The following is a 21,936-nucleotide window of genomic DNA, read 5'->3' as shown; positions in this document are numbered from 1 at the left end:
GATGTCCCGCCGTCGAGGCGTTGGGGGTCCTGTCCCGCTGTCGTGTTGAGTTCTACGACTGCCTGTCCGCTCGTACGGATGCGCTCTTCGTCCTCGAGCTCACCGACGCGGTGCTGTGCGCGGACAGGCCGGTCAGGTCGCTGGTCGAGCTCACGCTGACGGCCGAGCACCGGCGCGGACATGGAGCGATGTACGACGCGGTCAATCTCGGCCGGCTGGAGCCCGCCCGGTTCCGCCGGCTGCTGGCCTCCACGCCGTTACCGAGGGCTGCCCACGGGCGGATCGTCCTCGCAGTCGACGTGAGCAACTGGCTGCGGCCCGACGCACCCACCGGCCCGGACCTGCTGTTCTGCCACGTCTACGGGCGAGGCCGCAGCACTGATCAGATGATCCCCGGCTGGCCCTACTCTCAACTACGCGCTGTTCGACGCGGCGGAGACAGCTCTGCTCGGCTGCGTCTACATCGACCCACCGGAGAGGGCCGGCGCGGACGGCGAGATCTCCTGGTCGGACCGGCTCGCCCTGCCGGAGCACCCCGACGCGTAAGTAGCTTTTGTCGTAATGCTCTGGGGGCTTGGTGCTCGAACGGCCGTTTCGATTGGGTGGCCGTCGGGTGCTCGGCGCGTGCGAGGAGGGCCTCCTGAACAGCTCGCTGGTGTCGAGTCACCGAGCATCAGGAGGCCCGAGCGTCGGAGTCTTGCGTGCCGATGCCCGTGCACTCCACCGCGGGTACTCGGGAGTGTGGCTGTCTGGCTCACCGGTTCGGAAACACTGCCGACAATCTCGTGGGCAACGGCATCAAGTGGCGGGCGATGCCGGCCGACTTCCCGCCGTGGGACCGGGTCCATGCGTTCCCCCGCCACCAGGAAGGCCTGACAAGCACGGCGTCCGCTCTGTCAGCAGCGAGTGCCCGCCCACAACGGTGTTGTGCTGATTCAGGCCAACACCCGTACGGATATGGCCTGGTGGCGGCCAGCGGTACGCGGGTAGCTTCAGGAGGTCTGGGCATCACCACCTTCCGGAGGGCACGTGAGGATCACCCTGGACGCCGGCGGACCGGCCGAGACAGACGATCTGCGGGAGTGGCTGCGACGGGATCCGCAGTTGCGGAGTCGCGTGGGGACGCCGGTTCCCGCAGCGCCGGAGCCTGGGAGCATGAGCGGTGCGGTCACGGAGATCGTGCCGTTGCTGCTCGCGCCGGGTGGGCTGACCGCAGCCGCCGCCGCGGCGGTCGTCGCCTGGCTCCAGAGCCGTAAGGTCAACCAGACCGTGACCATCACCCGGCCTGACGGCACCCAGGTCACGGTCACGTCGGAGGGGATCGACGGGCGCGCCGCGCAGAATGCCGGGGACCTGGCGCAGCAGGTCGCCGAGGCGCTCCACCAGCCGACGCCCCAGCAACAGCAACAGCAACAGCAACAGCAACAGCAACAGCAACGACCGCAATCTGCCACGGCCGAGGGCACGGAGAGCGTCTGACGATGCCGGGCGAGCGGGGGGACCTGGCGGCGGCGAACTGCCATGCCGTCGTGGTTGGGACCGGCAGGTACGGCTCGGAGGAGGCTGCGGGACTCGCGGACCTGCCCAGCGCCGCCCGCTCCGCACGCGACATCGCGGACGTGCTGCGTCGGCACTGCGGCATGGAGGGCCGCGTCACCGAGGTCATCGACCCCGAGGGGCCGACGCAGGTGCTTGCCGCTGTACAGGCCGCCATCGACGCCTCCGAAGGCGGCGTGGTGCTCTTCTGCTTCGTCGGGCACGGACTGCTCGGTCCGGGCAGGCAGTTGTACCTCGCCACCTCCGGTACCGCATCGCCGGGCGACACCGTCCACGCCGTGCCGTACGACCAGATCAGCAAACGGCTCGGGGACGCGACGGCCAGTCCGGTCGTCGTCCTCGACTGCTGCTTCTCGGGGCTCGCGGATCCCGCGCCCCAGGACTCGTACCGCGAACTGCTCGCCTCTGCCCGCCCCGAAGGCAGCTTCCTGCTCACCTCCGCCACGCACTACGCGGCGTCGTTCGCCCCCGAGGGAGCTCCGCACACACTCTTCAGCGGTGAGCTGCTGCGGCTGCTGACCGAGGGCGATGCCGGCGGGCCGGCCTGGTTCACGCTGCTCGACTTGTACCGGAGCCTCGACCAGCGGTTCCAGGGCGGTCCCGCGCGCCCGCATTCGGACGGCGTGGGGCGGGCCGCCGACCTGCGGGTCGCCCGCAATCCGGGGCGGGTGGCGAGCGCGGAGACGGAAGCCGTCGAACCGCAGAGCGAGGGGCCGTGCCCGTATCCCGGCATGCGGCCGTTCCTGCCCGAGCAGCACCATCTGTTCTTCGGGCGGGAGGAGCTGACCCGGTCGCTGGTGGAACGGGTGAGGAGCCAGGAGAGCGCGGGGCCCGTCGTCCTCGTCGGGCCTTCCGGGGCCGGCAAGTCCTCGCTGATCAGAGCGGGGCTGGTGGCGGCCCTGGCCCCTGAGCGGGTGCTGCTGGTCCCCGGCGCGGGACCGCGCCCGTTCCGTACGCTCGTCGAAATGTGGGCGGCGGCCGTCGGCAGGCCGTTCGCCGAGGTGGAACGCGAGCTGGGCGCGGGGCGCCTGGGGACCGGCGGGCCCGACGTCGTGGTCGTCGACCAGCTGGAGGAGATCTTCACGCAGTGCCAGGACGTGGAGGAGCGCGAGCTCTTCGTCCGGGCGATCTCCGGCCCACCGGACGACAACGGCCCCAGGATCGTGCTCGGGCTACGTGCCGACTTCTACGGGCAGTGTCTGAACGATGCGCGGCTGGCCCGGATCGTGCGGGAGGGGCAGTTCACCGTCGCCGCCATGTCCGACGACGAGCTGCGCGCCGCTGTCGAACGGCCGGCCGAGCACGCCGGACTGAGCCTGGAGGAGGGGCTCGCCGACCACGTATTGCGCGAACTGCGACAGGAGCGTGGTGTCGAGGGCGACGCCGTCGCGCTGCCGTTCCTGGCGCACGCCCTGCGGCAGACCTGGGCGCGCCGCCACGGCGGCCGACTGACCTATGCCGGGTACCAGGCCGCCGGCGGAATACGCAGCTCCGTCGCGCGCACAGCCGACGAGCTGTTCGACTCGCTGGACGCGGCCGGGCAGCGCACACTGCGTGAACTGATGCTGCGCATGGTGCTGCTGGTGGACGACGGCGGCCGTGCGGTACGTCGCCGGGTTCCGTCGCAGGACCTCGCCGGGGTCTCCGGCCTGGTCGACCGGCTGGCGGCGGAGCGGCTGGTCGTTGTCGACGAGGGCGAGGCGCAGCTGTGCCACGACTCGCTGCTGTACGCCTGGCCGCGGCTGCGGGACTGGATCCTCGAGGACCGGTCCGGGCTGCTGGAGCGCCGAAGGCTGGGCGAGGCGGCCGAGGGCTGGCACGAAGCAGGCCGCGTGGACAGCGGCCTGTACGGCGGCGACCAGCTCGCGTCGGCACGGGCCCGGCTCGGACAGGGCGGCGGCACACTGCCGATCCGTCCGGTGGAGCAGGACTTCCTCCAGGCGTCGGAGCGGGCCCAGCGCCGCCGCCGCGCCCTCCGCCGCACGGCGGTCTCGGTGGTCACGGTACTGGCGGTGCTGGCGAGCGTGCTGGCGGTGCTGGCACGGGGGGCGCAGCAGGAAGCCGAGAACCGGGCTACCGTACTCATGGCCGACCAGCTGGCCTCCCAGGCCGACACGATGCGTGAGCGCGATCCGCAGACGGCGCTCCGGCTGAGCCTGGCCGCGTACCGGCTGGCGGACACACCCGCGACCCGTTCGAGCCTCTACTCGTCCTATCTCACTCTGACACCGCTCGAGTTGCCTGCACACGAGCGTGAGCCCGTGCTGTCCGTCGCCTTCAGCAGTGACGGGAAGCTGCTGGCGACCAGCCAGCGGGGTGGACGGGTTGCGCTGTGGGACGTCTCCAGGGCGAACACCCCCCACGAGGCGACAGCCCTGGAACTCACGAGCAGCGCGGCCATCGCCTTCCATCCGCGACAGCGGCTGCTGGCGGCGCAGACCGCAACGGAACTCCTCCTGTGGGACGTGGCCGACCCGGCGAAGCCGAAACGCCTGGCCCGCCAGGCGATCACCGAAGGCGCAACCTTCACGGCAGCGTTCAGCCCGGACGGCCGCACGCTCGCCACCGGTAGCGCGGCGGGGAAACTGCGGCTGTGGGACGTGTCCGAGCCGTCGGAGCCACGGCTGCGCGCGGAACCCGCGACCGGGCGGGAGGCCCTCGTCGCCCTGTCATTCGACCGCGACGGGCTGCTGGCAACGGGCAGCGATGCCGGTGCGGAGAACGAGAGGGCAGCGGTCCGGCTGTGGGACGTCAAAGATCCGTCCAGTCCGCGCGTTCTGGACACGGCCAACCCGAAGACGGTCATGGCCATCGCCTTCCATCCCCGCCGCAACCTTCTGCTGGCGGCGGGCGGACGGGCGGAGACGGCTTGGTGGACGGTGGAAGCGGGCGGCCGTCTCGCAGCCGTGCCCCCGGAAGAAGAGTCGACCACGTGGCCGTACGGATCCGAGAACATCGGGTCGATGAGCTTCCACCCCGACGGCGGGATGGCGGCTGCCGCCGACCCCGGCAAGACGGCAGGCGTCCGCCTCCGTGCGGTGCCGGCAACGGGAAACCTCTACGACGAGAAAGCCGGCGCCGGAACCCTGCCGGGGACCGAACCCGTCCAGAGTGTGGCCTACAGCCCGGATGGCCGTCACCTCGCCGTGGGCGACGTCGGGGGACGGGTCCGGATCTGGCCGGCCACGAAACCGGACGGAGCAATCGAAGGAGTGGTGGAGGACTTCGAATCCGACACGGATCCCGTCAGCCCCGGCGGCCGCTTCCTGCTCACGCAGGTCACGAACCCGGAAAGCTCGGTTGTATGGGACCTGATGCCGGCGGGTACCACGAAGGACGCCGAACCGCGTCGGCGATTCACGCTTCCTCACCCTTGGACCTCGAGGCGGTTCCTGCCCGGCAGGGACCGGCCGATCGTGCTGGCGCACCACTTCGGCGATGGAGGCGAAAGCGTCTACCGCTTCTGGACATTCGACGACGACAACGGGCCGCCCGCAGCAGCAGGCGAGATCACCTACGCCGCCAGACAGGGCGTGACGACTGCCGTGTCGTCCGACGGCAATCTGCTCGTGCTCAGTTCGCCCGACCATGCCACGGCGCAGGTCTGGGACGTCCGGGACGTGCGACGGCCGGTGAAACTGTCGGACATTCCCGTTCTCGCGGACGCGCGCAACCGTGATACCTGGTTCATGGGCGACAGAACTCTGGTGACGCCGGACAAACGAACCGAGGACCCCGACGGATACGACCTGAAGGTGTGGGACCTCAGTGACCCGCGCCGCCCCCGCGAGTCGGAAGGGCGGATCACGCTCGGCCACGGCGCCTTCGACGTCGAATACCTGCCGGAGAGCGAGTTGGTCGTCGTCCAGGAGCCGACCGAAACCGCGAAACTCTGGGACGTCAGCGACCCCACCCACCCCCGGGAGGGGGAGCGGCTGCCCGCCGCGCCCCACAGGTACTGGTCGGCCGGGCGGGATCGGCTGGTCACAGCTCTGCAGGACGGATCGCTGCAGTTCTGGGACGTGAGTGACGCTCAGCACCCGAAGAAGCCCAAGGCGATGCGCTTCGACCTGGAAATGGAGAAGGTGCAGTTCAGCCCCGATGGCAAGCAGGTTGTGACCATGAGCGGCGGCGACCCGCCGTACCGCATATGGGACATAGGGCCGGACGGCGAATGGCGTACCCCGGCGGCAGCCACGCTCGACGCCCGGAGCGAGGTCACCATGCCCGCCTCACTGCCTGGGTTCATGCTGGTACAAGGGGCTGGGCCGAGGGACGCCGGGACCACACAGCCGAAGTACACCTTCCTCCTCGACCGTGACACCGAAGCGATCCACGAGCGCCTCTGCAGCAGGTACCCGCTCAGTGTCGAGAAGGACCAGTGGCAGGCGCTCTTCCCGCACCTCCCACACCAGCGCTCCTGCAGCTGACCCGGCCCCGCGCCCGTGAGAGGTCGTTTTCGTCCGTGCGGAGCACGAGGCACCCCTGGAGCCGGGCGGGCGGCGGCCCGTGCGCAGCGCACCACGGTCACCACGGCCACGATCACAGCCATGTTGAACAGCACCGGCACAGCCGACAGGCCGACCTGCGCGAAAGCCTTCGCCAGCTCCTGGGACAGCGTCGGAAAAGTCCAGTGCGCCCGGGCTCGGGCGGGCCTCGTACGTGACCTGGCTCGCGCCCCACTCCGCGGGTGGCGGGGCTCAGGCGGATGCGTTGGTGTCGTAGAAGGCGCGGGCGGCGAGGCCGATCCACTCGGGGCGTTCCCAGGAAGGCCAGCGGGTACGGGCGTTCTTGTCGATGGTGGCGGCCGTCTCCTCGGCGGTGGCGCCGCTCTTCCGCAGCCGAAGGGCCTCGCCGCGGACGTAGGCGAGGTAGTCGCGGACGTCGTGGATGAGCGAGGCGTCGGTGACCTCGCCGTGGCCGGGAACGACGGTCTGCGGGGCGAGTGCGGCGAGTTGGTCGAGCACGCCGATCCAGCCCTCACCGTCCACATCGGTGTCGTGGGGCGGGAAGTACGGCGCGATCGGAAAGATGCGGGTCTCCAGCAGATCGCCGGCGAACAGCACCCGGCCGTCCACGAGGACGATCTGGTCGGAGCCGGTGTGCGCGGGACCGACCTCACGCAGCAGCACGGTACGGCCGCCGAGGTCGATCTCGGCCTCGCCCTCGTAGACCAGATCGGGGTCGACCAGTTCGACTCCTTCGAGTTCGGCGGCGACCGCGGGGCTCAGGCCCTTGAACATGCCGAGATAACCGGCTCCCTTGCGCCGCAGTTCGGCGCGCTGGCCGCTGTTGTAGACGATCGTGGCGGCGCCCTTGAACGCCTGCGCGCCGAAGCCGTGCTCGGGATGGAAGTGGGTGAGGGTCAGGTACAGGCGGCGGTCGCCGGCCAGGCGCCGGGCCTGCTCCAGCACCAGCGCGCCGTTGCGGGGGCCGATGCCGGTGTCGATGACCAGCGCGGCCCTCTCCCCCAGGACGATGCCGACGTTGGGGACCAACTCGACGCGGTGGTCCGGGATGACGAAAACGCCCTCGGAGACCTCGACGGGAGATCCCGTTACGACGGGCGGGGGGCTCTGCAAGACATCCGGCGCCCCGTCGGAGGCGAGAGGCGTGGGGTCGGTGGGGCACATGGCACAACTCCAGATCAGATCTGAACAGTGTTGAGATTCCGATCCGAGCGTAACACTCGATCTGAACACCGCTAAGATGGAGGCATGACGAAGGCGCGATATCACCACGGGGACCTGCGCGGGGCGCTGCTCGACGCGGCGGAGACCCTCGTACGAGAGCGGGGTGCCGACGGCTGGTCGCTGCGTGAGGCATCGGCGCGGGTCGGTGTCAGCCCCAGCGCCGCCTATCACCACTTCGGCTCGCGTGACGCACTCGTATCCGCCCTGTCCGAGGTCGTGCTGGCCCGGCTGGGGACTCGCCTGCGCGACAGCATGGACGCGACGCCGGAGCAGGGTCCCGAACGTCTCGCCGCATGCGGGCGCGCCTACGTCACCTGGGCCGTCGAGGACCCGGCCGTCGCCCGGCTCGTCTTCCGCGGCGGCGCCACGACGGCGCAGTCCGCCATCTCACCCCACCCGCACGACGTGCTCACCGCCGAACTCGACCGCCTGACCGACACGGGCCACCTGCCCCCGGGAGCCCGCCCGGGGGCCGAATTCGTGGTCTGGGCCGCCATCCACGGCCTGGCCGTCCTGCTCATCGACGGCCTCGTACACATCGAGGACCGGCAAGGCGTCGAAGACCAGACCGAACGCCTGGTCTTCGCCACCTTCAACGGCCTGGCACGGGAAACCGCCCCAGAGCCGGACCGGCCCATGCCCACCACCACGCACACGCGGCGCCTCACCCAGAGGCCGGCCCCCAGCCCCGCACCACACACGCCCTCACCCTGAAGACCCACGGAAGGCCGCAGGCCGGAAGGGGCCGCCCCGGAGGCAACGGCAGTCCCTCAGGGGCGGCGCACCGTTGGGCTCCACGCTGGCGGCGAGCCGGGCGATCTACGCAGACGCGTCGGTCCCTGCTCCCGGCCACCGCACCACATAACTCCATCACCCCGAGGTCGGCACACTGCAGTTGAACGGCGACTTCCTACTCGTGCCCGAGGACGTCACGCGGCCCGATGACGTCCTGCTCCTTTTCCCCGTCGTACATGAGGTTCTGAACACGTAGGGGCTTCGGCTTCGTCTCCTTGGCTCGTGCAGCGTCCGCGGGCGCTGCGATGGTTCAAAAGGCCGGTCACATGCTCAACAGCGGCGACGTCGAGCTGCAGCTCCCCCACCCGCCACAGGTGACAGCCGTCCGCGATTCCCGGTCGCTGTGCGATCGAAGGACGGCGCGGGCGGATCCGGTTGGGTCCCGATGCCGTGGGGTGGGGAACCTGGTCTCTCAGCGGAACGCGGCGACATTGCGGGCGGCCCAGTCGGCGAAGGGGCGCGGGGCGCGGCCGAGGACCTGCTGGACGTCCGGGCTGACACGCAGTTCTGCCGGGCTCGGGGAGCCAAGGATGTCCAGGGTGTCGTCGGCGAGTTCCGCCGGCATGCTCTGGGCCATGGCGGCCTTCGCCTCGTCGCGGGTGAGCTCGTGAAATCTGACCGGCGAGCCCAGCGCGGCGGCGATGGCCTCCGCCTGCTGGCGCGGAGTGATCACTTCCGGGCCAGTCAACTCGTAGACGCCGCCGGCGTGCCGGTCATCCAGCAGGCAGGCCGCCGCCACCGCGGCGATGTCCGCCGGGTCGATGATCGGCACCCCGATGTCGCCGAAGGGCGCCGCAACGACCTGCTGCGCGCGGACGGACTCGGCCCACCACAGAGCGTTGGAGGCGAAGCCGCCCGGCCGCAGGACGGTCCACTCCAGGCCGGACTCCCGCAGCGTGTCCTCCAGCGCGCGCATCGCGATCCGTGTCGGGCCGAAGGGCCGGGTCACCACACCCAGCGTGGAGAGCAGGACGATCCGGCGGACCCCGCCGGCCGCGGCCTCGCCGATGATGTCGGCAGGGCTGGCCCCAGCGGCGTGCAGGTCGCCGGACAGCAGCAGGAACAGCGCCTTCGCCCCGGCCAATACAGGCCTGAGGCCGGACGGCTCGGCCAGGTCGGCCACCACGTGGAGGGCCCCGTCCGGCACCGCCGCCGTATGCCGTGAAACAGCGGTCACCTGCTGGCCCGCCTCGGCCAGCGCCTGCGTCAGCGGCCGCCCGATATTCCCGGTAGCCCCGGTCACCACGATCATGATCAGCTCCTTCTCGGATGTTGTCCGTGGCCTTGACGCTAGGAGCAAGGGCTAACTCTTGGTAAGGACATACCTCTGGGTAAGCTCATCACATGACCGATAGCGCGCAGCTCACCCAGACCGACCCGGAGAAGCGCTATGACGTGTTTCACACCGACTGCGCCGCGCGCGATGTGGTCGACCACGTGACCAGCAGGTGGGGGGTCTGGGTACTGATCGCCCTGCGGAGCAATAGCCTCCGGTTCTACGAGCTGCGTGACAGCATCCAGGGCATCAGCGAGAAGATGCTTGCGCAGACCCTTCGCACGCTGGTTCAGGACGGCCTGGTCTGGCGGGAGGTCGAACCGACGACGCCGCCCCAGGTCACCTACGGGCTGACCGATTTCGGCCAGGACATCGGCGAACCGCTGAAGGAACTGTTCGACCGGATCACACGCCAGTTGCCGCCGCGCAGCGAATAGCGCGGGAGTAGCTGGGGCACCGCCGCGACACGATCAACGCCCAGTAGTCACACGCCCCCTCTGCTCCGGTCACCCACGTGTCCCACGGACGGCCGGGATACGGCGCCGGCGGTCGGCGGGGCGCACGTAGCCGTCGCTGCGCCGGCGCCACAGCTGGCTGAGCGTCATCTCCAGCAGGGGCAGCACGGTCGATCGTCACCAGGGCTTCAGCAACACACTCTCCGCACCCACGAAGTCGCAGAGCACAGAGCTCGACACCCAACTGCCACCCACAGGCTGAAACCTGAAAAACGCCGCCGGGCATCAAATACCTGAGCTGCCACAGGCCCTGATCCATGGCGACGTCGGGTAGACCTGGCACTGGCGCGGTGGCCGCGTAGAGCTCGTACCGGTCGCCTCCCTCATCCATCGCCACACGAAGGCGTTCACCGTCCGCCAAGATCACCGTCCACAGTCCCGGTGGCTCGGTGTCGCCGTACAGCACATACGCATCGAAGTGGGCCGCGAACCGTTCGGCGAACTCCCGGCGACCGACTCGATCGGCCAACCATCCCTCAATGCTGACACCAAACGCCATGGCGAAGTGACCGGATACCTCCCGGTATGTACAGAACGCGCAGAACACCACGTCCTGCGGGATGACCCGCAACTCCTCGGCGACTCGGTCGTCATGGCCCACGAACAACTGACACTGGGCGATCTCGAAAGAGCTCAGCAGGAACGCCCGCAGGTCGCTCTCCGAGACCAGACGAGACGATAGGCAGTCGTAGCCCGTGGCCCCGGTTTCTGTCACAACGCCACCCTACGCACCCGCCAGGCCAAGACGTGCTGCGTCCCCGCCACCCCGACCACGAGGAGTACGCGGCGCCGGCACAGGACATGCCCAGTGCCGCGGTGAGCTGCTTGATATCGAGTTCGCCAGCAAGGCAGCAGGCCAGCCGGATCCCCGCGCCGTCTGCTCCAGGAGCACGTGGCCACACCCGAGCCGGTGACGCCCAGGTCGGCGGCAGAAATGCCCAGCATCGTCCAGGGGCGCGACCGGGTGTGCCCTCGCCGGTCACAGGCCGGCAGATGCGGGGCCGGCGTGCCTCACGGCGCCAGCGGTCACAGGGCGCTGCCGTGCAGGGCGCGGCGGTTGCCCGCCATCGCGTAGCAGCGGGCAGCCAGGCCGTGCTCGAGGTCCTCCCCGATCTGGTCGCACAGCAGCGCGAGGACGTAGGCGGCCTGCCCGTCGGACACGTAAGCCGGGGCGACTTCGAGCATCAGCTCCCCGATCGCGTGCGTACTGGCGACGAGCTTGTCGGCGACGGCGCGCATCGCGGCGACGATCAGGTCCGCCAGCGGATCGACGGGGCGGTACGGACTTCGCGGACGGCCTGGAGGACCACGGCGCGCACCGTGGGCCCATCGAGGGCCGTCAGGCCGCTGCGGGCAAGCGTGGCGAGTCGGCGGGTGATCACCACCGCGACGTCACCGCTGCCGCCGGAAACGGCGACCAGGGCCCGCTGGGACAGCCCGTGGTCGAGCGCGGCAGCCGGGCCGGTGTCTCGCATGCGAGACACCTCGGTGCCGGCGGTGACCGCGCCGTGGATCGCGGACAGGGCGGGCGACGTCCAGGAGCCGGTACGCCTGCGCGCGGCTGATACCGAACTCCGCGTCGCACAACGACGCCCAGCCGGTGCAGCAGCCGAGCGGCGCCCCAGCCTCACCGGTTTCTTCACTCCGACACGTGAGGCCCTGGGCCGATCGTCATCCGCCCAGACCTCCCAGAGCGAGCGATGCCCCTCACATCTTGACGGCCTTTGCGATCTGCAGGGCAGCCTGGGCGGGCGTGAGGTGTGTGGTGTCGACGACCTCGGCCTCGGCGTGCAGCCACATGCGGGCCGCCTCGGCGTAGGGCTCAAGGTATTGAAGGCGGAAGGGGGAGTTGGGGCCAAGAACCGTGTCGCCCGCGATGCGCGCGCGGAGGGTGTCCTGGTCGGCATGGAGGACGAAGTGCCGGACCGGAATGGCATGCTCGGCAAGGCCCGAGCTGATCTCGCGCCAGTACTCCTCGACCAGGACGGTCATGGGCATGACCAGGGTGCCGCCGGTGTAGTCGAGGACGCGGCGGGCGGTCTCTACCACGAGCGGCCGCCACGGCGGCCAGTGCTGAAAGTTGTCCGTCCTGGGCAGTCCTGGCTGGATGTCCATGAGTGTCTCGCCGACCTTTTCGGCGTCGAACACCCGTGAATCCGGGATCAGCTGCTGCACGAACGCACTGGTCGTCGTCTTGCCCGCACCATGGGTGCCGTTCAGCCATACGATCACGGGACCCGATGCTAGCGCTCTGCGGCCAAGGGTGCGGGGTACAGCAGAAATCGGGTACGGCGTCGGCGCTTGTCAAGGTGGCGTCGCCCTGAGCGCCGTGGCGCCCGGCCTGGGCGGGGAACTGCCGACATTCTTGCCGTCACCCGAACCTGACCGGTCTACCCTGTCCCTTCATGACCGTCTTGATCGTGGGTGGTTCCGGGTTCCTGGGCGCCGAGCTGGTTCGGCAGTCGGTAGCGGCTGGGCACACAACGTCTGCGACCTACGCGACCAGGCCCGGGACAACTCGGTCGGTGGCGTGGCACGCCCTCGACCTACGTGATCCCGGCAGGGTGGAAGCAGTCGTGACCGAAGCCAGGCCTCGTGTCGTCATCAACGCATCGAGCAGCAAGGCGGACTGGTCGGTCACAGCCGAGGGGCCCGTCCGTCTGGCGCTGGCTGCGGCGAAGTCCGGGAGCCGTCTCATCCACGTCTCCAGCGACGCCGTGTTCTCCGGCAAGAGCCGCCTCCCCTACGACGAATCCTGTCTGCCCGACCCCATCACCCCGTACGGGGCCGCAAAGGCCGCGGCGGAGACAGGGGTTCTTCTCGTCCATCCGGACGCCGTGGTCGCCCGCACCTCCCTGATCATCGGCGACGGGCAGTCCGAGCACGAACGTGCTGTTCACGGCCTTGCCACCGGTACCCGCGCCGGCGTCCTGTTCACAGACGACATCCGCTGCCCTGTACACGTAGCCGACTTGGCCTCGGCTCTCATGGAACTCGCGTGGGGAGGGGGAACCGGAATCCATCACCTCGGTGGCAACGAGGCCCTGAGCCGTCACGAACTCGGCGTCCTCATCGCCAGGCGCGACGGACTCGACGACTCCCGACTGCCGACGGGTCTCCGGGCCGAAAGCGCTCTACCTGGTGCTCTCGATGTCCGCCTCGACAGCGCCGCGACACAGCGCAGACTGCGCACCACGCTGCGTGGCGGCCACCAGTTCCTCGCCCCGACGGCTTAGGGCGAACGTCAGCGCCCCTCATTCCGGCGTATGTCACGGGCTTCGGCCTGCAGTGCTGAGCAATGGTCGGCTTCCTGTAGGAACGTCCGTCGCTCAGCCTGGAGGCGATCAACGCGGCCGGGGCCTCGGGGGGGGCAGCCAGGCGTGAACCGGTGCCTGTGGTCCGCGAGACCGGGGTGGCCTGGCGGCCCAGCCTCGGACGCCGACCGCCCGTGCGGGCGCGGCCAACGTGGCCGGCGAGGAGGAGACTGCGCCTGGGCGTCCGTCAGTCGGCGAACGTCTCGCGGTAGACGCTGGGCGGTATTCCGACGTGTGTCTTGAAAAGCGTGCGGAAGTTGGCCGGGGTTCCCAGGCCGCAGTGGCGTGCGACGGCCTCGACGGTGAGGTCGCCGGATTCGAGGAGTTCGCGTGCGCGGGCCAGCCGGGCGTCGAGCAGCCACCGCATGGGTGGCAGGCCGGTGTCGGTGTGGAAGCGGCGGATCAGGGTGCGGCGGGACATGCCGGCCTGGCGCGCCAACTGGTCGACGGTGAGCGGCTGGTGCAGGTTGCGCAGGGCCCAGTCGTACAGCGCAGCACCGTCGGACGGCTCCGGTCGCACCGGCAGGTCGATGAACGGGCTCTGGCCACCTGTACGGCGCGGTGCGGCCACCAGCAGGCGGGCCTGCTGGTTCGCCAGGCGGGGGCCGTGGTCGCGGCGGATGAGGTGGAGGCACAGGTCCAGTCCGGAGGACACACCGCCCGAGGTGAGCACTTGGCCCTCGTCGACGTACAGATCCTCGGGCACGACCGTCACCCGGGGGTACTGCCTCGCCAGCGCCTGCGCATACAGCCAGTGCGTGGTGGCCCGGCGGCCGTCGAGCAGACCGGCTGCGGCGAGGGCGAACGCACCGGTGCAGATGGACGCCATGCGGGCGCCACGGGCTGCCGCCCCCGCCAGTGCGGCGGTCACCTCGGCGCCGGGCGCGTCCGGCTCCAGGTAGCCCGGAACGATCACGGTGTCGGCGGATGCCAGGGCGTCCAGACCGTGCGCGACGGACAGGGCAGGGCCGCCGTGCATCGGGACGGGGCCGGGCCGTTCGGCGCAGACCGTGAGCGTGTACGGGCCGTCCCGCCAGCTCCCGAAGACCTGCGTCGGGATCCCGATGTCCAGCGCGAGGACGTTTTCGAGGGCCACCACGACCAAGTGGTGCGCCCCGCCTGATGCCCGACCAGTCATGGCACGATTCTATCGCCTCATGGCATGGGTGCCACTGACGGTTGGGTCCGATGCGCGCCTACGGTCATCTCATGGACACTGAACCCCGCCTCCTGCCGGCGCTTCCGGACACACCCGTCGCCCGCGCCGCCGTCGAGCTCGTCCGGTCGATCGAGAGCGAGCCGGTCGCGAACCACAGCATCCGCAGCTTCGTGTTCGCCGCACTGCTGGCCGAACACGAAGGGCTGAGGCCCGGCGTCGACTTCGATGCCGATCTCCTCTTCCACGCCTGCGTCCTGCACGACCTGGGGGCCTCGCCGTCGGCCCCGGGCAAGGAGCGCTTCGAGGTCGAGGGCGCCGACATGGCCGCCCGGTTCCTCACCGAGCACGGCTACGGCGCCGACAAGACCGACCCGGTGTGGGAGGCGATCGCCCTGCACACCTCGGACGGCATCGCGGAGCGCCGTGGCGTGCTGACCTACCTCACCCGCCGGGGCATCGGCGCCGACATCGGCTTCGGCACCGAGTTCGTCACCGACGCCCAGGGCGAGGCGCTCCACGGCCGCTACCCGCGGCTGGACATGGCTACCGTCCTGGTCGACGACATCGTGCGGCAGGCCGCCCGCTCCCCGCAGGCCGGTGCCCGCTACACCGTCCCCGGCGAATTCCTCCGCGAACGCGGCGAACCCGGCGCCGTGACCGCCCTCGAACTCGCGGCACGGGCCTCCCGCTGGGGCTCCTGACACCGACACCACGCCGCAGGGCGGCCCGTCGGCACCTGGCGCTCCCGACGGGCCGGCGCGCGCCAGATCGCAGGCTCCCTGGTCACAGCCCTTCTTCGTGCCGGGCAGCCCCACGGCAGCTGTCGACATCACCAGGAAACGCCGTCGGCCCACGGCGGACGCACCGCCGAACCCACCTGACATGAACCACGCCTCCGGCGTTCGCGTCGCGACGCTCGCACTGCCAGCGGTCGAGGACCTGTGCCTCGTTGCAGTCGGCGCCGTAGCGGCCGCCGATGCCGTCCAGCAGCGGCGAGTCGGCCGCGAGGACGGCTGCGCCGGCACCGTGCCCGACCGTCTTGATGAGTTCGGGCGGGACGCTGCCGCTACCGCGACCGCCGAGGGCCGCAAGGAGCACGCCCCGGCGGATCAGGGTTCGATGACCAGGCGCTCGATCAGGTCGTCGCGGAGGCTGAACTGATAGCGCAGGTCGACACTGCCTCCGGGGAAGTCGCCTTCGAGGTGATGTGTGGCGACGTAGTGGGCCGGATCGATCTGCTGCGCATCGGTGAGCTCGATGGTGTAAGTGAATTCGGTGGCGGAGCGGTTCAGCCACCGCTCGATCTCAGTGGCGCCCTGGTACGTCCTGCCGTCATCGGTCACCGTGGCGTCGCCGGTGAATGCGGCGACTGCGGTCGATGTGTTGTGGTCTCGGTGGGCCCGCAGATAGCGGGCGATCGAGTCGGGCAAGTCGCCCGGGGCGATGGTGTGGCGCAGATGGCTCGGCATGACGGTCCTCCTGACTGTGGGGGGTCTCAGACGGTGGGGGTGGTGCCGCCGTCGATGACGTGTTCGGCGCCGACGATGGCCGAGGCGCGGTCGGAGACGAGGAAGGCGACGAGTTCGGCGACTTCCTCCGGTCGGTTGGGGCGGCCGAGGGGGATGCCGCCGAGCGAGTCCATGAGCCGGTCCAGGGCGGCTTCCCGGGTGACGCCGCCCTCCTGGGCGATTCTGGCGACCAGGTTGTCTGCGGCGGCGGTCTGGATGAAGCCCGGTGAGACGGTGTTGACGCGGACGCCGTGCGGGGCGACCTCGTTGGCCAGGCCCTTGCTGTAGGTGGTCAGCGCCGCTTTGGCTGCCGCGTAGGCCAGGGTCCCGTTCCACAGGGGCATGCGGCGCTGGATCGAGGTGACGTGCAGGATCACGCCCCCGCCGCTCGCGATCATGCCGGGCAGAAGGCCACGGTCCAACCGGACTGCGGCCAGCAGGTTCACGTTGAGCTCCTTGGCCCAGTCGTCCTCGCCGAGCGCCGCGAATCCACCGGCCGGCGCCTCCGAGCCGCCGAGGGTGTGGACCAGGACGTCGACGCCTCCCAGACGCGCCTCCACTTCGGCGATCGCCCGGTCGGTGCCATCAACGGCCGACAGGTCGGCGGCAATGAAGGTCTTCTCCTCGACCTCCTCAGGGCGGCTGCGGCCGGTGACGAGTACGTCGGCGCCGGCCTCGGCCAGCCGTCAGGCGATGGCGGCTCCGGTGCCCTTGGTGCCGCCGGTGACCAGGGCACGCCGACCTTCGAGTGATTCGTTGACGGGGCTGGTCATGGCGCCTTCCGATCCCCGGTGCGCGCGGACGGCGCGACACTCAGTTACTGCTAAAATGGAAGCTACTAACTTCGACTTTAGCAGTAACCGAGGGGATGGTCACCGTGGCGAGCCGCATCAGGCTGGAGGACCGGGAGTGCCCGCTGTCCACGACGGTGGAACACGTCGGTGAGTGGTGGACGCTGCTGATCCTCCACGACGCCTTCGACGGCTACACCCGCTTCGATCAGTTCCAGGAAAACCTGGGCATCTCGTCGAGCATGCTCACGACCCGCCTGAAGACCCTCGTGACGGACGGATTGCTGGAGCGTCGGCCCTACCAGACCAACCCGGTCCGTCACGAGTACGTACTGACCGATCTCGGGCGCTCCCTGCGCCCGGTGATCGTCGCCCTGGCCGCGTGGGGCAATTCCCGGCTGGAGCCGCACGAACGCAGCATGATCCTCGTCGACGCGGAAAGCGGCGCGGAGGTCCAGCCCGTGGTCGTCGACGCCAGGACCGGCCGCAAGCTCGACGACAGCCGTTCCTACGTCTTCGCGGCGGGCCCTGCGGCCAGCGACGCCATGCGCAGCCGCTACGCCCAGCGGCGACCCGCGCCGGCGGCCCCGACGGCGGATACGTAAGCGGGCCACCGCGAACGGCCGGTCGCCCGCACCCCGAGGCATCGCACGGTTGCTACGGCCTGAGGACGATCTTGCCGTGGGTGTGGCGGCGTTCGAGCTCGGTGTAGGCCTCGCGGACTTGCGCCAGCGGGTAGACGCTCGCGATCGGCACCTCGAGGTGTCCGTCGGCGATCAGGCCGGCAAGCTCGGCGAGCACCTTGGCGCCCGGCCCGGCCGCGACCCCTCCGTCAGTCTTCACCCCGTACTTCTCGGCTGCCGCGAAATCGGCGATGGTGTCGATCCGATCGGCCGCGACGCCGAGGGCGAGGGCCAGCTCGACGTACCCGTCGCCGAAGGTGTCGACGAAGGCGTCCACGCCGCTGGGCGCGGCGGCCCTGATGCGGTCCGCGACGCCTTCGCCGTACGCGACCGGGATCGCGCCGTGGCTCTTCAGCCACTCGTGGTTGCTCTCGCCCGCCAGGCCGATGACCGTGGCCCCGGCACGGCGCGCGAGCTGGACGGCGAGCGAGCCGACTCCCCCGGCGGCTCCGGAGATGACGACGGTCTCGCCTTCCTCGGGCTGGACGGCGTGTACCGCCCCCCATGCGGTGACGCCGACGACGTACAGGCTGCCGGCCACCTCCCACGGGACCTTCTCCGGCTTTCGCGTGAGGTCACCGGCCTCGACCAGGGCCAGCTCGGCCTGGGAGGCCCGCTTCTGGCTGAATCCGATGACCTCGTCGCCGGGCGAGAATCCGGCAACCCCGGCACCGACCTCCTCGATGACCCCGGCGAGGTCGCTGCCCTGCCCCGACGGGAACAGGTCCGCCAGCGCCCCCGTACGGATGACCGCCTCACTGGGGTTGATGCCCGCCGCCTTCACGCGTACGAGGACCTGCCCGTCCCCGGGCACCGGGCGTTCCACCTCGTCGACCCGCAGCACGTCGATCCCGCCGAACTCGTCGTACCTGACCGCCTTGGGCATGATCCCTCTCCTTCGACTCGCTGAAGCTGACAGGGGTGTGGGCTGGGTGGGCTACGCGCGCCGGAGTTCGAGCACGGGAATGACGCGGATGCCGGCGGTCTTGCGGGCGTACTCGGCAAAACCGGGGTAACGCCGCGCCTGCTCGGCGTAGATGCGGTCGCGTTCGGCGCCGGTCAGCTCGCGGACGGTCACCGGGTACGTCGCAGTGCCGCGTTCGATGGTGCCCTCACCGGCGGCGGTCAGGTTGCGGTGCCAGTCCGGGTTGGTGGGCGCTCCGCCCTTGGACGCGAAGACGTAGACGATGTCCGGCGCGGTGTCGTGCGGGAGGTACATCATCGGGCTGACGTGCTCCTGCCCGCTCTTGCGGCCGCGGTGATGGACGAGGACCAGCGGAGCGCCCTCGAAGACCCCGCCGACCCTGCCCTCGTTCGCTCGGAACTCTGCAATGATCTTCGCGTTCCGGTCGAGTGCTTCGCTCATGTCGAACTCCTGTCGTTCACGATCCGGGTCATGGGCTGAGGGGGTGGACGGCTCAGGCGGCGACGGCCGAGGCTGAGCGCAGTGGTGCGAGCGCGTGCTCCAGGCGATGACCTGGTCGAGCATCGTGCCCAGGGCGGGCAGGTTGTACTCGCCGGGCTTGAAGACGCTGAAGTTCTCGAAGTCGGTGATCACCGACAACGCGACCTGCTGGCGTACGTCGGCCATCTGGAGCTCGGCGGCCACCTCGCGCAGGTGCTCGACGGCCCGGACGCCGCCGACCCCGCCGTAGGACACGAAGCCGACCGCTTTGTTGTTCCACTTGGCGTAGAGGTGGTCGGTGGCGTTCTTCAGTACGCCGGGGATGCCGTGGTTGTACTCGGGTGTCACGATGACGAACCCGTCGAGCGACGCGATCTGGGCTGCCCATTGCCTGGTGTGCTCGTGCTGGTACTGGCCGAACATCGGCGGCATCGGCTCGTCGAAGTGCGGTTAGGGGTGGTCGCGGAGGTCGATGAGCTCGAACGTGGCGTCGTCGCGGCGCGAGGCGATCTCCAGCACCCACTTCGCGACCTGTTCGATGGATCGCATGCTGCGTAGATGATCTGTCCAACAACACACGGTTTGGCGCCATTCCCGATATCAGCGCCGAGCCACCGACCACGCCGGTCGCCAGCGGTGTCGACTTCGCGGGGGATTTCGGTCTTTCCCTCCTCGTCCTGGTGCGCGCGTACCGGACCGTCGTCGCGTCGGTCCTCGATGACGTCCCGCAGGGTGCCCACGGCTACCAGACGCTCGCCGTCGTCGTCGGAGGTGACCAGCAGAGTCAGCTCGCCCTGGCCAGCTACCTGGGGATCGACCGCACGGTGATGACCTACCTGATCGACGACCTCGTCACGGCCGGCTTGGTCGAGCGCCGGCTCAACCCCGCGGATCGCCGCCAGCGCAAGATCGTCGCCACCGACCGGGGCGTCAGCACCCTCCAGGAGTTACGGCGGCAAGTACGAGAAGCTGAAGACCGGCTCCTCAATGCACTCGATGAGGATGAACGCCAGGCGTTCCGGACCCTGCTCAGCCGGGTCGCCTGCGACGTCCGGGACATGGACTTGGCCGCTGCCCCCTGCGACGTCAGGTCCCTCGATTCCAGGGTTGGCTGCTGTCCACGCACGACGAGACCAGCGCCGACAACCCGCCCCCGGGCCCTTCAACGTAGCCGTCGGGGCCGGCGCTACGTGATCCGCGTCGAGGAGTCCCCTGGCGCAACTCCCGCCCTACCCCTCCCTAACGCATCACCAGACCGCCGTCGACCGTGAGTACTTGGCCCGTCAGTGCGGCGGCGTCGTCGCCGACGAGCATCGACACCACGGCTGCGGTGTCGTCCGGGGTGAGCGGCCGGGGCAGCGCCTGGCGTGCCGCGACCTCCTCGAACTCCTCCGCCGGCACGACGCCGGTGGCCGGAGTGCGAGTCAGCCCCGGGGCCACAGCCGTGACTGCGATCCCGTCGCCGCCGAGCTCGACGGCGAGGGCGTGGGTCATGCCGATCAGGGCGCCTTTGGACGCCACGTACGCGAGCATGTGCGCGCCCGGGGGACGCCAGAACGTGTTGGACACGATGAAGACCACCCTGCCGAAGCCCCGCTCGCGCATCCCCAGCGCGAACGCCTGGGTGAGCAGCAGCGCCGACTCGGCATTCACTGACTGGACCTGACGCCACAGGTCGAGGGCGAAGTCCTCGAACGGCCCGAAGGCGACCATGGCAGCCGAATGGACCAGAACATCGCACCTGCCGTGGCGGTCCAGCACCAGCTGTGCGGCCCGGCGCACATCGGCCGGATCGCCCAGATCGACTGGGACATCTCCCGTGCGGTCGAGTACGACCACGGTGTGATCGGCCACGAGCCGCGCGGCGATCGCACCGCCGATCGCACCAGCGCCGCCGGTCACGACCGCCACCCGCCGGCCCCCAAAGGTCTCAGAAGACGCGGTAGACACCGCTCCGCCCTCCTCTCACTGCCGAGCTTCAGCGATAGCCGCCCGCTATCGAGCTGTTCGGCTCGCAGCCCGAGCCGGTCGCGCTCAGGCGGCCCTTTCGATGGGCTCGAGGACAGCCTCGACGTCAACCGTCACATCGACCGTGGGGCTGACGACCACTCCCCCGCGGTCGACCACATCGTTCCAACTCACCCCGAAGTCATGCCGATTGATTCGTGTCGTGGCGGTGAATCCGGCGCGGCGCCTGGGCCCGAGGTCCCGCTCTTCCTCCCACCAAGGGGTATCCCACTGCCCCAGGTAAGTGACGTCGAAGGTTACGGAGCGCGTCACGCCGCGTACCGTGAGATCTCCGGTCACCTCGAACTCGGTTCCGCTCACCTGATGAATGCGCGACCCGACGAACGTCCAGGTCGGGTGGTGTTCGACGTCGAAGAAATCAGCACTGCGGAGGTGGGCGTCGCGCTGGGGCTGGCCGGTGTACACCTGGGTCGCGTCGACCGTGGCCTCGACGCGCGCCTTCTCCGGCTCGTCGGGATCGACCTCCAGAAGGCCGTGCACGTTCTTGAGCTGCCCGCGCACGTAGGTGACCATCATGTGCCTGGCGCGGAACTCCGCCGCGGTATGGCCGGGCTCGAAGAACCATTTGGTCATGGCCATGTGCGCCCCTGACTTGCCCCTTCAACCAGCACGGATCCGATGGCGGTCGCGGAGCGCGCAAGCCCGCAGCGGGGGCCGACGTGCTCGTGGTGCGTCACCGGTGTTCGTTCATGCCCTCGGCGATGAGGGCGAGGCCGATGCCCAGCATCCAGACGTCCTTGGCCAGCACGATTCCCTGCTCGGTGGGGCGCAGACTGCCTTCCTGCCGCATCCCTGGCGTACGCAGGTAGAGCCCGATCGTACCGACGGAGAATGCGGTGAGCGCAACCCCGGCGACAGCGGCAGGCACGACCGGCAGGAGCAATGCCGAAGCAATCGCGAGCTCCCCAGCGGAGAGCACCCTGACGAACTTCTGGGCGTCGTGCTTGCCCAGGAACGGGTAGGTCGTGGCGGCGAACTGCTGCAGCCTCTGGGCGGTGGCCTCGTCCGCACCGAGTTTCGAGAGCCCGGAGTTCAGGAAGAACGCACCGACCGTGAGCCTGAGTGGAAGTTGCCGCGCTGCGGAACATCGTGCCCAACCGGATGCCATGCCGAGCCTCCCAACATTGGCCCCGGATACCACCCTGCCATCCGTTCGAAGCATGTCAAACGGGGGCCGATCCTCCCCCGCCCGCCGACCCCCGACCGCCGCCG

Annotated in this window: 20 protein-coding genes and 5 pseudogenes; 10 read left to right on the top strand and 15 right to left on the bottom strand. The window is 69.9% G+C overall.

Translation table 11 applies throughout. From position 1 onward, the window contains the following. Nucleotides 1–20: 20 nt before the first annotated feature. The 4 genes and pseudogenes from ACFYXK_RS20185 to ACFYXK_RS20170 all read left to right on the top strand — a co-directional run. Nucleotides 21–443, top strand: a pseudogene (locus ACFYXK_RS20185) (transposase); the annotation flags it as partial. Then, nucleotides 397–507 (top strand): annotated as a pseudogene (locus tag ACFYXK_RS20180) (N-acetyltransferase); the annotation flags it as partial. The pseudogenes ACFYXK_RS20185 and ACFYXK_RS20180, both read left to right, overlap by 47 nt. Before the next feature lie 522 nt (nt 508–1,029). Further along, complete coding sequence (locus tag ACFYXK_RS20175) at nt 1,030–1,479, top strand: hypothetical protein (protein WP_389412348.1); 450 nt, start codon at nt 1,030–1,032, stop codon at nt 1,477–1,479. Nucleotides 1,480–1,481: 2 nt separating this feature from the next. After that, complete coding sequence (locus tag ACFYXK_RS20170; RefSeq protein WP_389412347.1) at nt 1,482–5,987, top strand: hypothetical protein; 4,506 nt, start codon at nt 1,482–1,484, stop codon at nt 5,985–5,987. Between the two features lie 270 nt (nt 5,988–6,257). Here the strand turns inward: ACFYXK_RS20170 and ACFYXK_RS20165 are convergent, their stop codons facing one another. Next, the gene (locus ACFYXK_RS20165) at nt 6,258–7,190 is read right to left on the bottom strand and encodes an MBL fold metallo-hydrolase (protein ID WP_389412346.1); all 933 of its coding nucleotides are present in this window, start codon (nt 7,188–7,190) and stop codon (nt 6,258–6,260) included. An 84-nt stretch (nt 7,191–7,274) separates the two neighbouring features. Here ACFYXK_RS20165 and ACFYXK_RS20160 point away from each other — a divergent pair, with 84 nt between their 5' ends. Further along, on the top strand, nt 7,275–7,964 hold the full coding sequence (locus ACFYXK_RS20160; RefSeq protein ID WP_389412345.1) for a TetR/AcrR family transcriptional regulator: 690 nt from the start codon (nt 7,275–7,277) through the stop codon (nt 7,962–7,964). A 493-nt stretch (nt 7,965–8,457) separates the two neighbouring features. On the opposite strand, the gene ACFYXK_RS20155 is transcribed toward ACFYXK_RS20160, so the two are convergent. Continuing rightward, a complete protein-coding gene (locus ACFYXK_RS20155; RefSeq protein ID WP_389412344.1) occupies nt 8,458–9,297 on the bottom strand; it encodes an SDR family oxidoreductase in 840 nt (279 codons plus the stop codon). 92 nt (nt 9,298–9,389) lie between these two features. On the opposite strand from ACFYXK_RS20155, the gene ACFYXK_RS20150 reads away from it, so the two are divergent. Next, a complete protein-coding gene (locus ACFYXK_RS20150; protein ID WP_389412343.1) occupies nt 9,390–9,758 on the top strand; it encodes a winged helix-turn-helix transcriptional regulator in 369 nt (122 codons plus the stop codon). Here ACFYXK_RS20150 and ACFYXK_RS20145 read toward each other — a convergent pair. The 4 genes from ACFYXK_RS20145 to ACFYXK_RS20130 all read right to left on the bottom strand — a co-directional run bounded on the left by ACFYXK_RS20145 (nt 9,727) and on the right by ACFYXK_RS20130 (nt 12,068). Continuing rightward, on the bottom strand, nt 9,727–10,551 hold the full coding sequence (locus ACFYXK_RS20145) for a hypothetical protein (RefSeq protein ID WP_389412342.1): 825 nt from the start codon (nt 10,549–10,551) through the stop codon (nt 9,727–9,729). The genes ACFYXK_RS20150 and ACFYXK_RS20145 overlap by 32 nt on opposite strands. 311 nt (nt 10,552–10,862) lie before the next feature. Then, nucleotides 10,863–11,075, bottom strand: coding sequence for a hypothetical protein (locus ACFYXK_RS20140; protein WP_389412341.1), 213 nt, complete (start codon nt 11,073–11,075; stop codon nt 10,863–10,865). A gap of 11 nt (nt 11,076–11,086) precedes the next feature. Next, the gene (locus ACFYXK_RS20135; RefSeq protein WP_389412340.1) at nt 11,087–11,311 is read right to left on the bottom strand and encodes a hypothetical protein; all 225 of its coding nucleotides are present in this window, start codon (nt 11,309–11,311) and stop codon (nt 11,087–11,089) included. Between the two features lie 232 nt (nt 11,312–11,543). Beyond that, nucleotides 11,544–12,068, bottom strand: a complete 525-nt coding sequence (locus tag ACFYXK_RS20130) for an AAA family ATPase (protein ID WP_389412339.1) — start codon at nt 12,066–12,068, stop codon at nt 11,544–11,546. 173 nt (nt 12,069–12,241) lie between these two features. On the opposite strand from ACFYXK_RS20130, the gene ACFYXK_RS20125 reads away from it, so the two are divergent. Further along, complete coding sequence (locus ACFYXK_RS20125; RefSeq protein WP_389412338.1) at nt 12,242–13,072, top strand: SDR family oxidoreductase; 831 nt, start codon at nt 12,242–12,244, stop codon at nt 13,070–13,072. 265 nt (nt 13,073–13,337) lie between these two features. Here the strand turns inward: ACFYXK_RS20125 and ACFYXK_RS20120 are convergent, their stop codons facing one another. Beyond that, complete coding sequence (locus ACFYXK_RS20120; RefSeq protein WP_389412337.1) at nt 13,338–14,288, bottom strand: GlxA family transcriptional regulator; 951 nt, start codon at nt 14,286–14,288, stop codon at nt 13,338–13,340. Between the two features lie 71 nt (nt 14,289–14,359). On the opposite strand from ACFYXK_RS20120, the gene ACFYXK_RS20115 reads away from it, so the two are divergent. After that, complete coding sequence (locus ACFYXK_RS20115) at nt 14,360–15,010, top strand: HD domain-containing protein (RefSeq protein ID WP_389412336.1); 651 nt, start codon at nt 14,360–14,362, stop codon at nt 15,008–15,010. A 408-nt stretch (nt 15,011–15,418) separates the two neighbouring features. Here ACFYXK_RS20115 and ACFYXK_RS20110 read toward each other — a convergent pair whose 3' ends face one another. Next, nucleotides 15,419–15,778 (bottom strand): nuclear transport factor 2 family protein, encoded by a 360-nt coding sequence (locus tag ACFYXK_RS20110; protein ID WP_389412335.1) that lies wholly within the window; start codon nt 15,776–15,778, stop codon nt 15,419–15,421. A 26-nt stretch (nt 15,779–15,804) separates the two neighbouring features. Then, nucleotides 15,805–16,590: pseudogene (locus ACFYXK_RS20105) on the bottom strand (SDR family oxidoreductase). A 95-nt stretch (nt 16,591–16,685) separates the two neighbouring features. Here ACFYXK_RS20105 and ACFYXK_RS20100 point away from each other — a divergent pair. Beyond that, the gene (locus ACFYXK_RS20100; protein WP_389412334.1) at nt 16,686–17,213 is read left to right on the top strand and encodes a winged helix-turn-helix transcriptional regulator; all 528 of its coding nucleotides are present in this window, start codon (nt 16,686–16,688) and stop codon (nt 17,211–17,213) included. Nucleotides 17,214–17,265: 52 nt separating this feature from the next. Here ACFYXK_RS20100 and ACFYXK_RS20095 read toward each other — a convergent pair whose 3' ends face one another. The 3 genes and pseudogenes from ACFYXK_RS20095 to ACFYXK_RS20085 all read right to left on the bottom strand — a co-directional run bounded on the left by ACFYXK_RS20095 (nt 17,266) and on the right by ACFYXK_RS20085 (nt 19,245). Further along, nucleotides 17,266–18,177: an NADP-dependent oxidoreductase gene (locus tag ACFYXK_RS20095; RefSeq protein WP_389412333.1), complete on the bottom strand. Its 912-nt coding sequence runs from the start codon at nt 18,175–18,177 to the stop codon at nt 17,266–17,268. Between the two features lie 51 nt (nt 18,178–18,228). Next, a pseudogene (locus ACFYXK_RS20090) lies at nt 18,229–18,609 on the bottom strand (nitroreductase family deazaflavin-dependent oxidoreductase); the annotation flags it as partial. A gap of 100 nt (nt 18,610–18,709) precedes the next feature. Further along, nucleotides 18,710–19,245 (bottom strand): annotated as a pseudogene (locus ACFYXK_RS20085) (NADPH-dependent FMN reductase). Nucleotides 19,246–19,376: 131 nt separating this feature from the next. Between ACFYXK_RS20085 and ACFYXK_RS20080 the strand changes: the two are divergent. Beyond that, the gene (locus ACFYXK_RS20080) at nt 19,377–19,967 is read left to right on the top strand and encodes a MarR family winged helix-turn-helix transcriptional regulator (RefSeq protein WP_389412332.1); all 591 of its coding nucleotides are present in this window, start codon (nt 19,377–19,379) and stop codon (nt 19,965–19,967) included. Here ACFYXK_RS20080 and ACFYXK_RS20075 read toward each other — a convergent pair. From ACFYXK_RS20075 to ACFYXK_RS20065, 3 genes are all read right to left on the bottom strand, one after another. Further along, nucleotides 19,936–20,598, bottom strand: coding sequence for an SDR family NAD(P)-dependent oxidoreductase (locus tag ACFYXK_RS20075; RefSeq protein WP_389412331.1), 663 nt, complete (start codon nt 20,596–20,598; stop codon nt 19,936–19,938). The two genes, ACFYXK_RS20080 and ACFYXK_RS20075, sit on opposite strands and share 32 nt — an antisense overlap. Before the next feature lie 132 nt (nt 20,599–20,730). Continuing rightward, nucleotides 20,731–21,303 (bottom strand): YceI family protein, encoded by a 573-nt coding sequence (locus ACFYXK_RS20070; RefSeq protein WP_389412330.1) that lies wholly within the window; start codon nt 21,301–21,303, stop codon nt 20,731–20,733. Between the two features lie 94 nt (nt 21,304–21,397). Continuing rightward, the gene (locus ACFYXK_RS20065) at nt 21,398–21,832 is read right to left on the bottom strand and encodes a hypothetical protein (protein WP_389412329.1); all 435 of its coding nucleotides are present in this window, start codon (nt 21,830–21,832) and stop codon (nt 21,398–21,400) included. Nucleotides 21,833–21,936: the final 104 nt, after the last annotated feature.

It is taken from the genome of Streptomyces sp. NPDC002209, assembly GCF_042890265.1.
GTDB lineage: Bacteria > Actinomycetota > Actinomycetes > Streptomycetales > Streptomycetaceae > Streptomyces.
This window is presented reverse-complemented; position numbering and strand designations above follow the sequence as displayed.

Coding starts and splice junctions, on each gene's coding strand:
- ACFYXK_RS20170 (WP_389412347.1), top strand. CDS start 1,482: ATGCCGGGCGAGCGGGGGGACCTGGCGGCGGCGAACTGCCATGCCGTC.
- ACFYXK_RS20165 (WP_389412346.1), bottom strand. CDS start 7,190: ATGTGCCCCACCGACCCCACGCCTCTCGCCTCCGACGGGGCGCCGGAT.
- ACFYXK_RS20160 (WP_389412345.1), top strand. CDS start 7,275: ATGACGAAGGCGCGATATCACCACGGGGACCTGCGCGGGGCGCTGCTC.
- ACFYXK_RS20155 (WP_389412344.1), bottom strand. CDS start 9,297: ATGATCGTGGTGACCGGGGCTACCGGGAATATCGGGCGGCCGCTGACG.
- ACFYXK_RS20150 (WP_389412343.1), top strand. CDS start 9,390: ATGACCGATAGCGCGCAGCTCACCCAGACCGACCCGGAGAAGCGCTAT.
- ACFYXK_RS20140 (WP_389412341.1), bottom strand. CDS start 11,075: ATGCGCGCCGTCGCCGACAAGCTCGTCGCCAGTACGCACGCGATCGGG.
- ACFYXK_RS20135 (WP_389412340.1), bottom strand. CDS start 11,311: ATGCGAGACACCGGCCCGGCTGCCGCGCTCGACCACGGGCTGTCCCAG.
- ACFYXK_RS20125 (WP_389412338.1), top strand. CDS start 12,242: ATGACCGTCTTGATCGTGGGTGGTTCCGGGTTCCTGGGCGCCGAGCTG.
- ACFYXK_RS20120 (WP_389412337.1), bottom strand. CDS start 14,288: ATGACTGGTCGGGCATCAGGCGGGGCGCACCACTTGGTCGTGGTGGCC.
- ACFYXK_RS20115 (WP_389412336.1), top strand. CDS start 14,360: ATGGACACTGAACCCCGCCTCCTGCCGGCGCTTCCGGACACACCCGTC.
- ACFYXK_RS20110 (WP_389412335.1), bottom strand. CDS start 15,778: ATGCCGAGCCATCTGCGCCACACCATCGCCCCGGGCGACTTGCCCGAC.
- ACFYXK_RS20100 (WP_389412334.1), top strand. CDS start 16,686: ATGGTCACCGTGGCGAGCCGCATCAGGCTGGAGGACCGGGAGTGCCCG.
- ACFYXK_RS20095 (WP_389412333.1), bottom strand. CDS start 18,177: ATGCCCAAGGCGGTCAGGTACGACGAGTTCGGCGGGATCGACGTGCTG.
- ACFYXK_RS20070 (WP_389412330.1), bottom strand. CDS start 21,303: ATGGCCATGACCAAATGGTTCTTCGAGCCCGGCCATACCGCGGCGGAG.
- ACFYXK_RS20065 (WP_389412329.1), bottom strand. CDS start 21,832: ATGGCATCCGGTTGGGCACGATGTTCCGCAGCGCGGCAACTTCCACTC.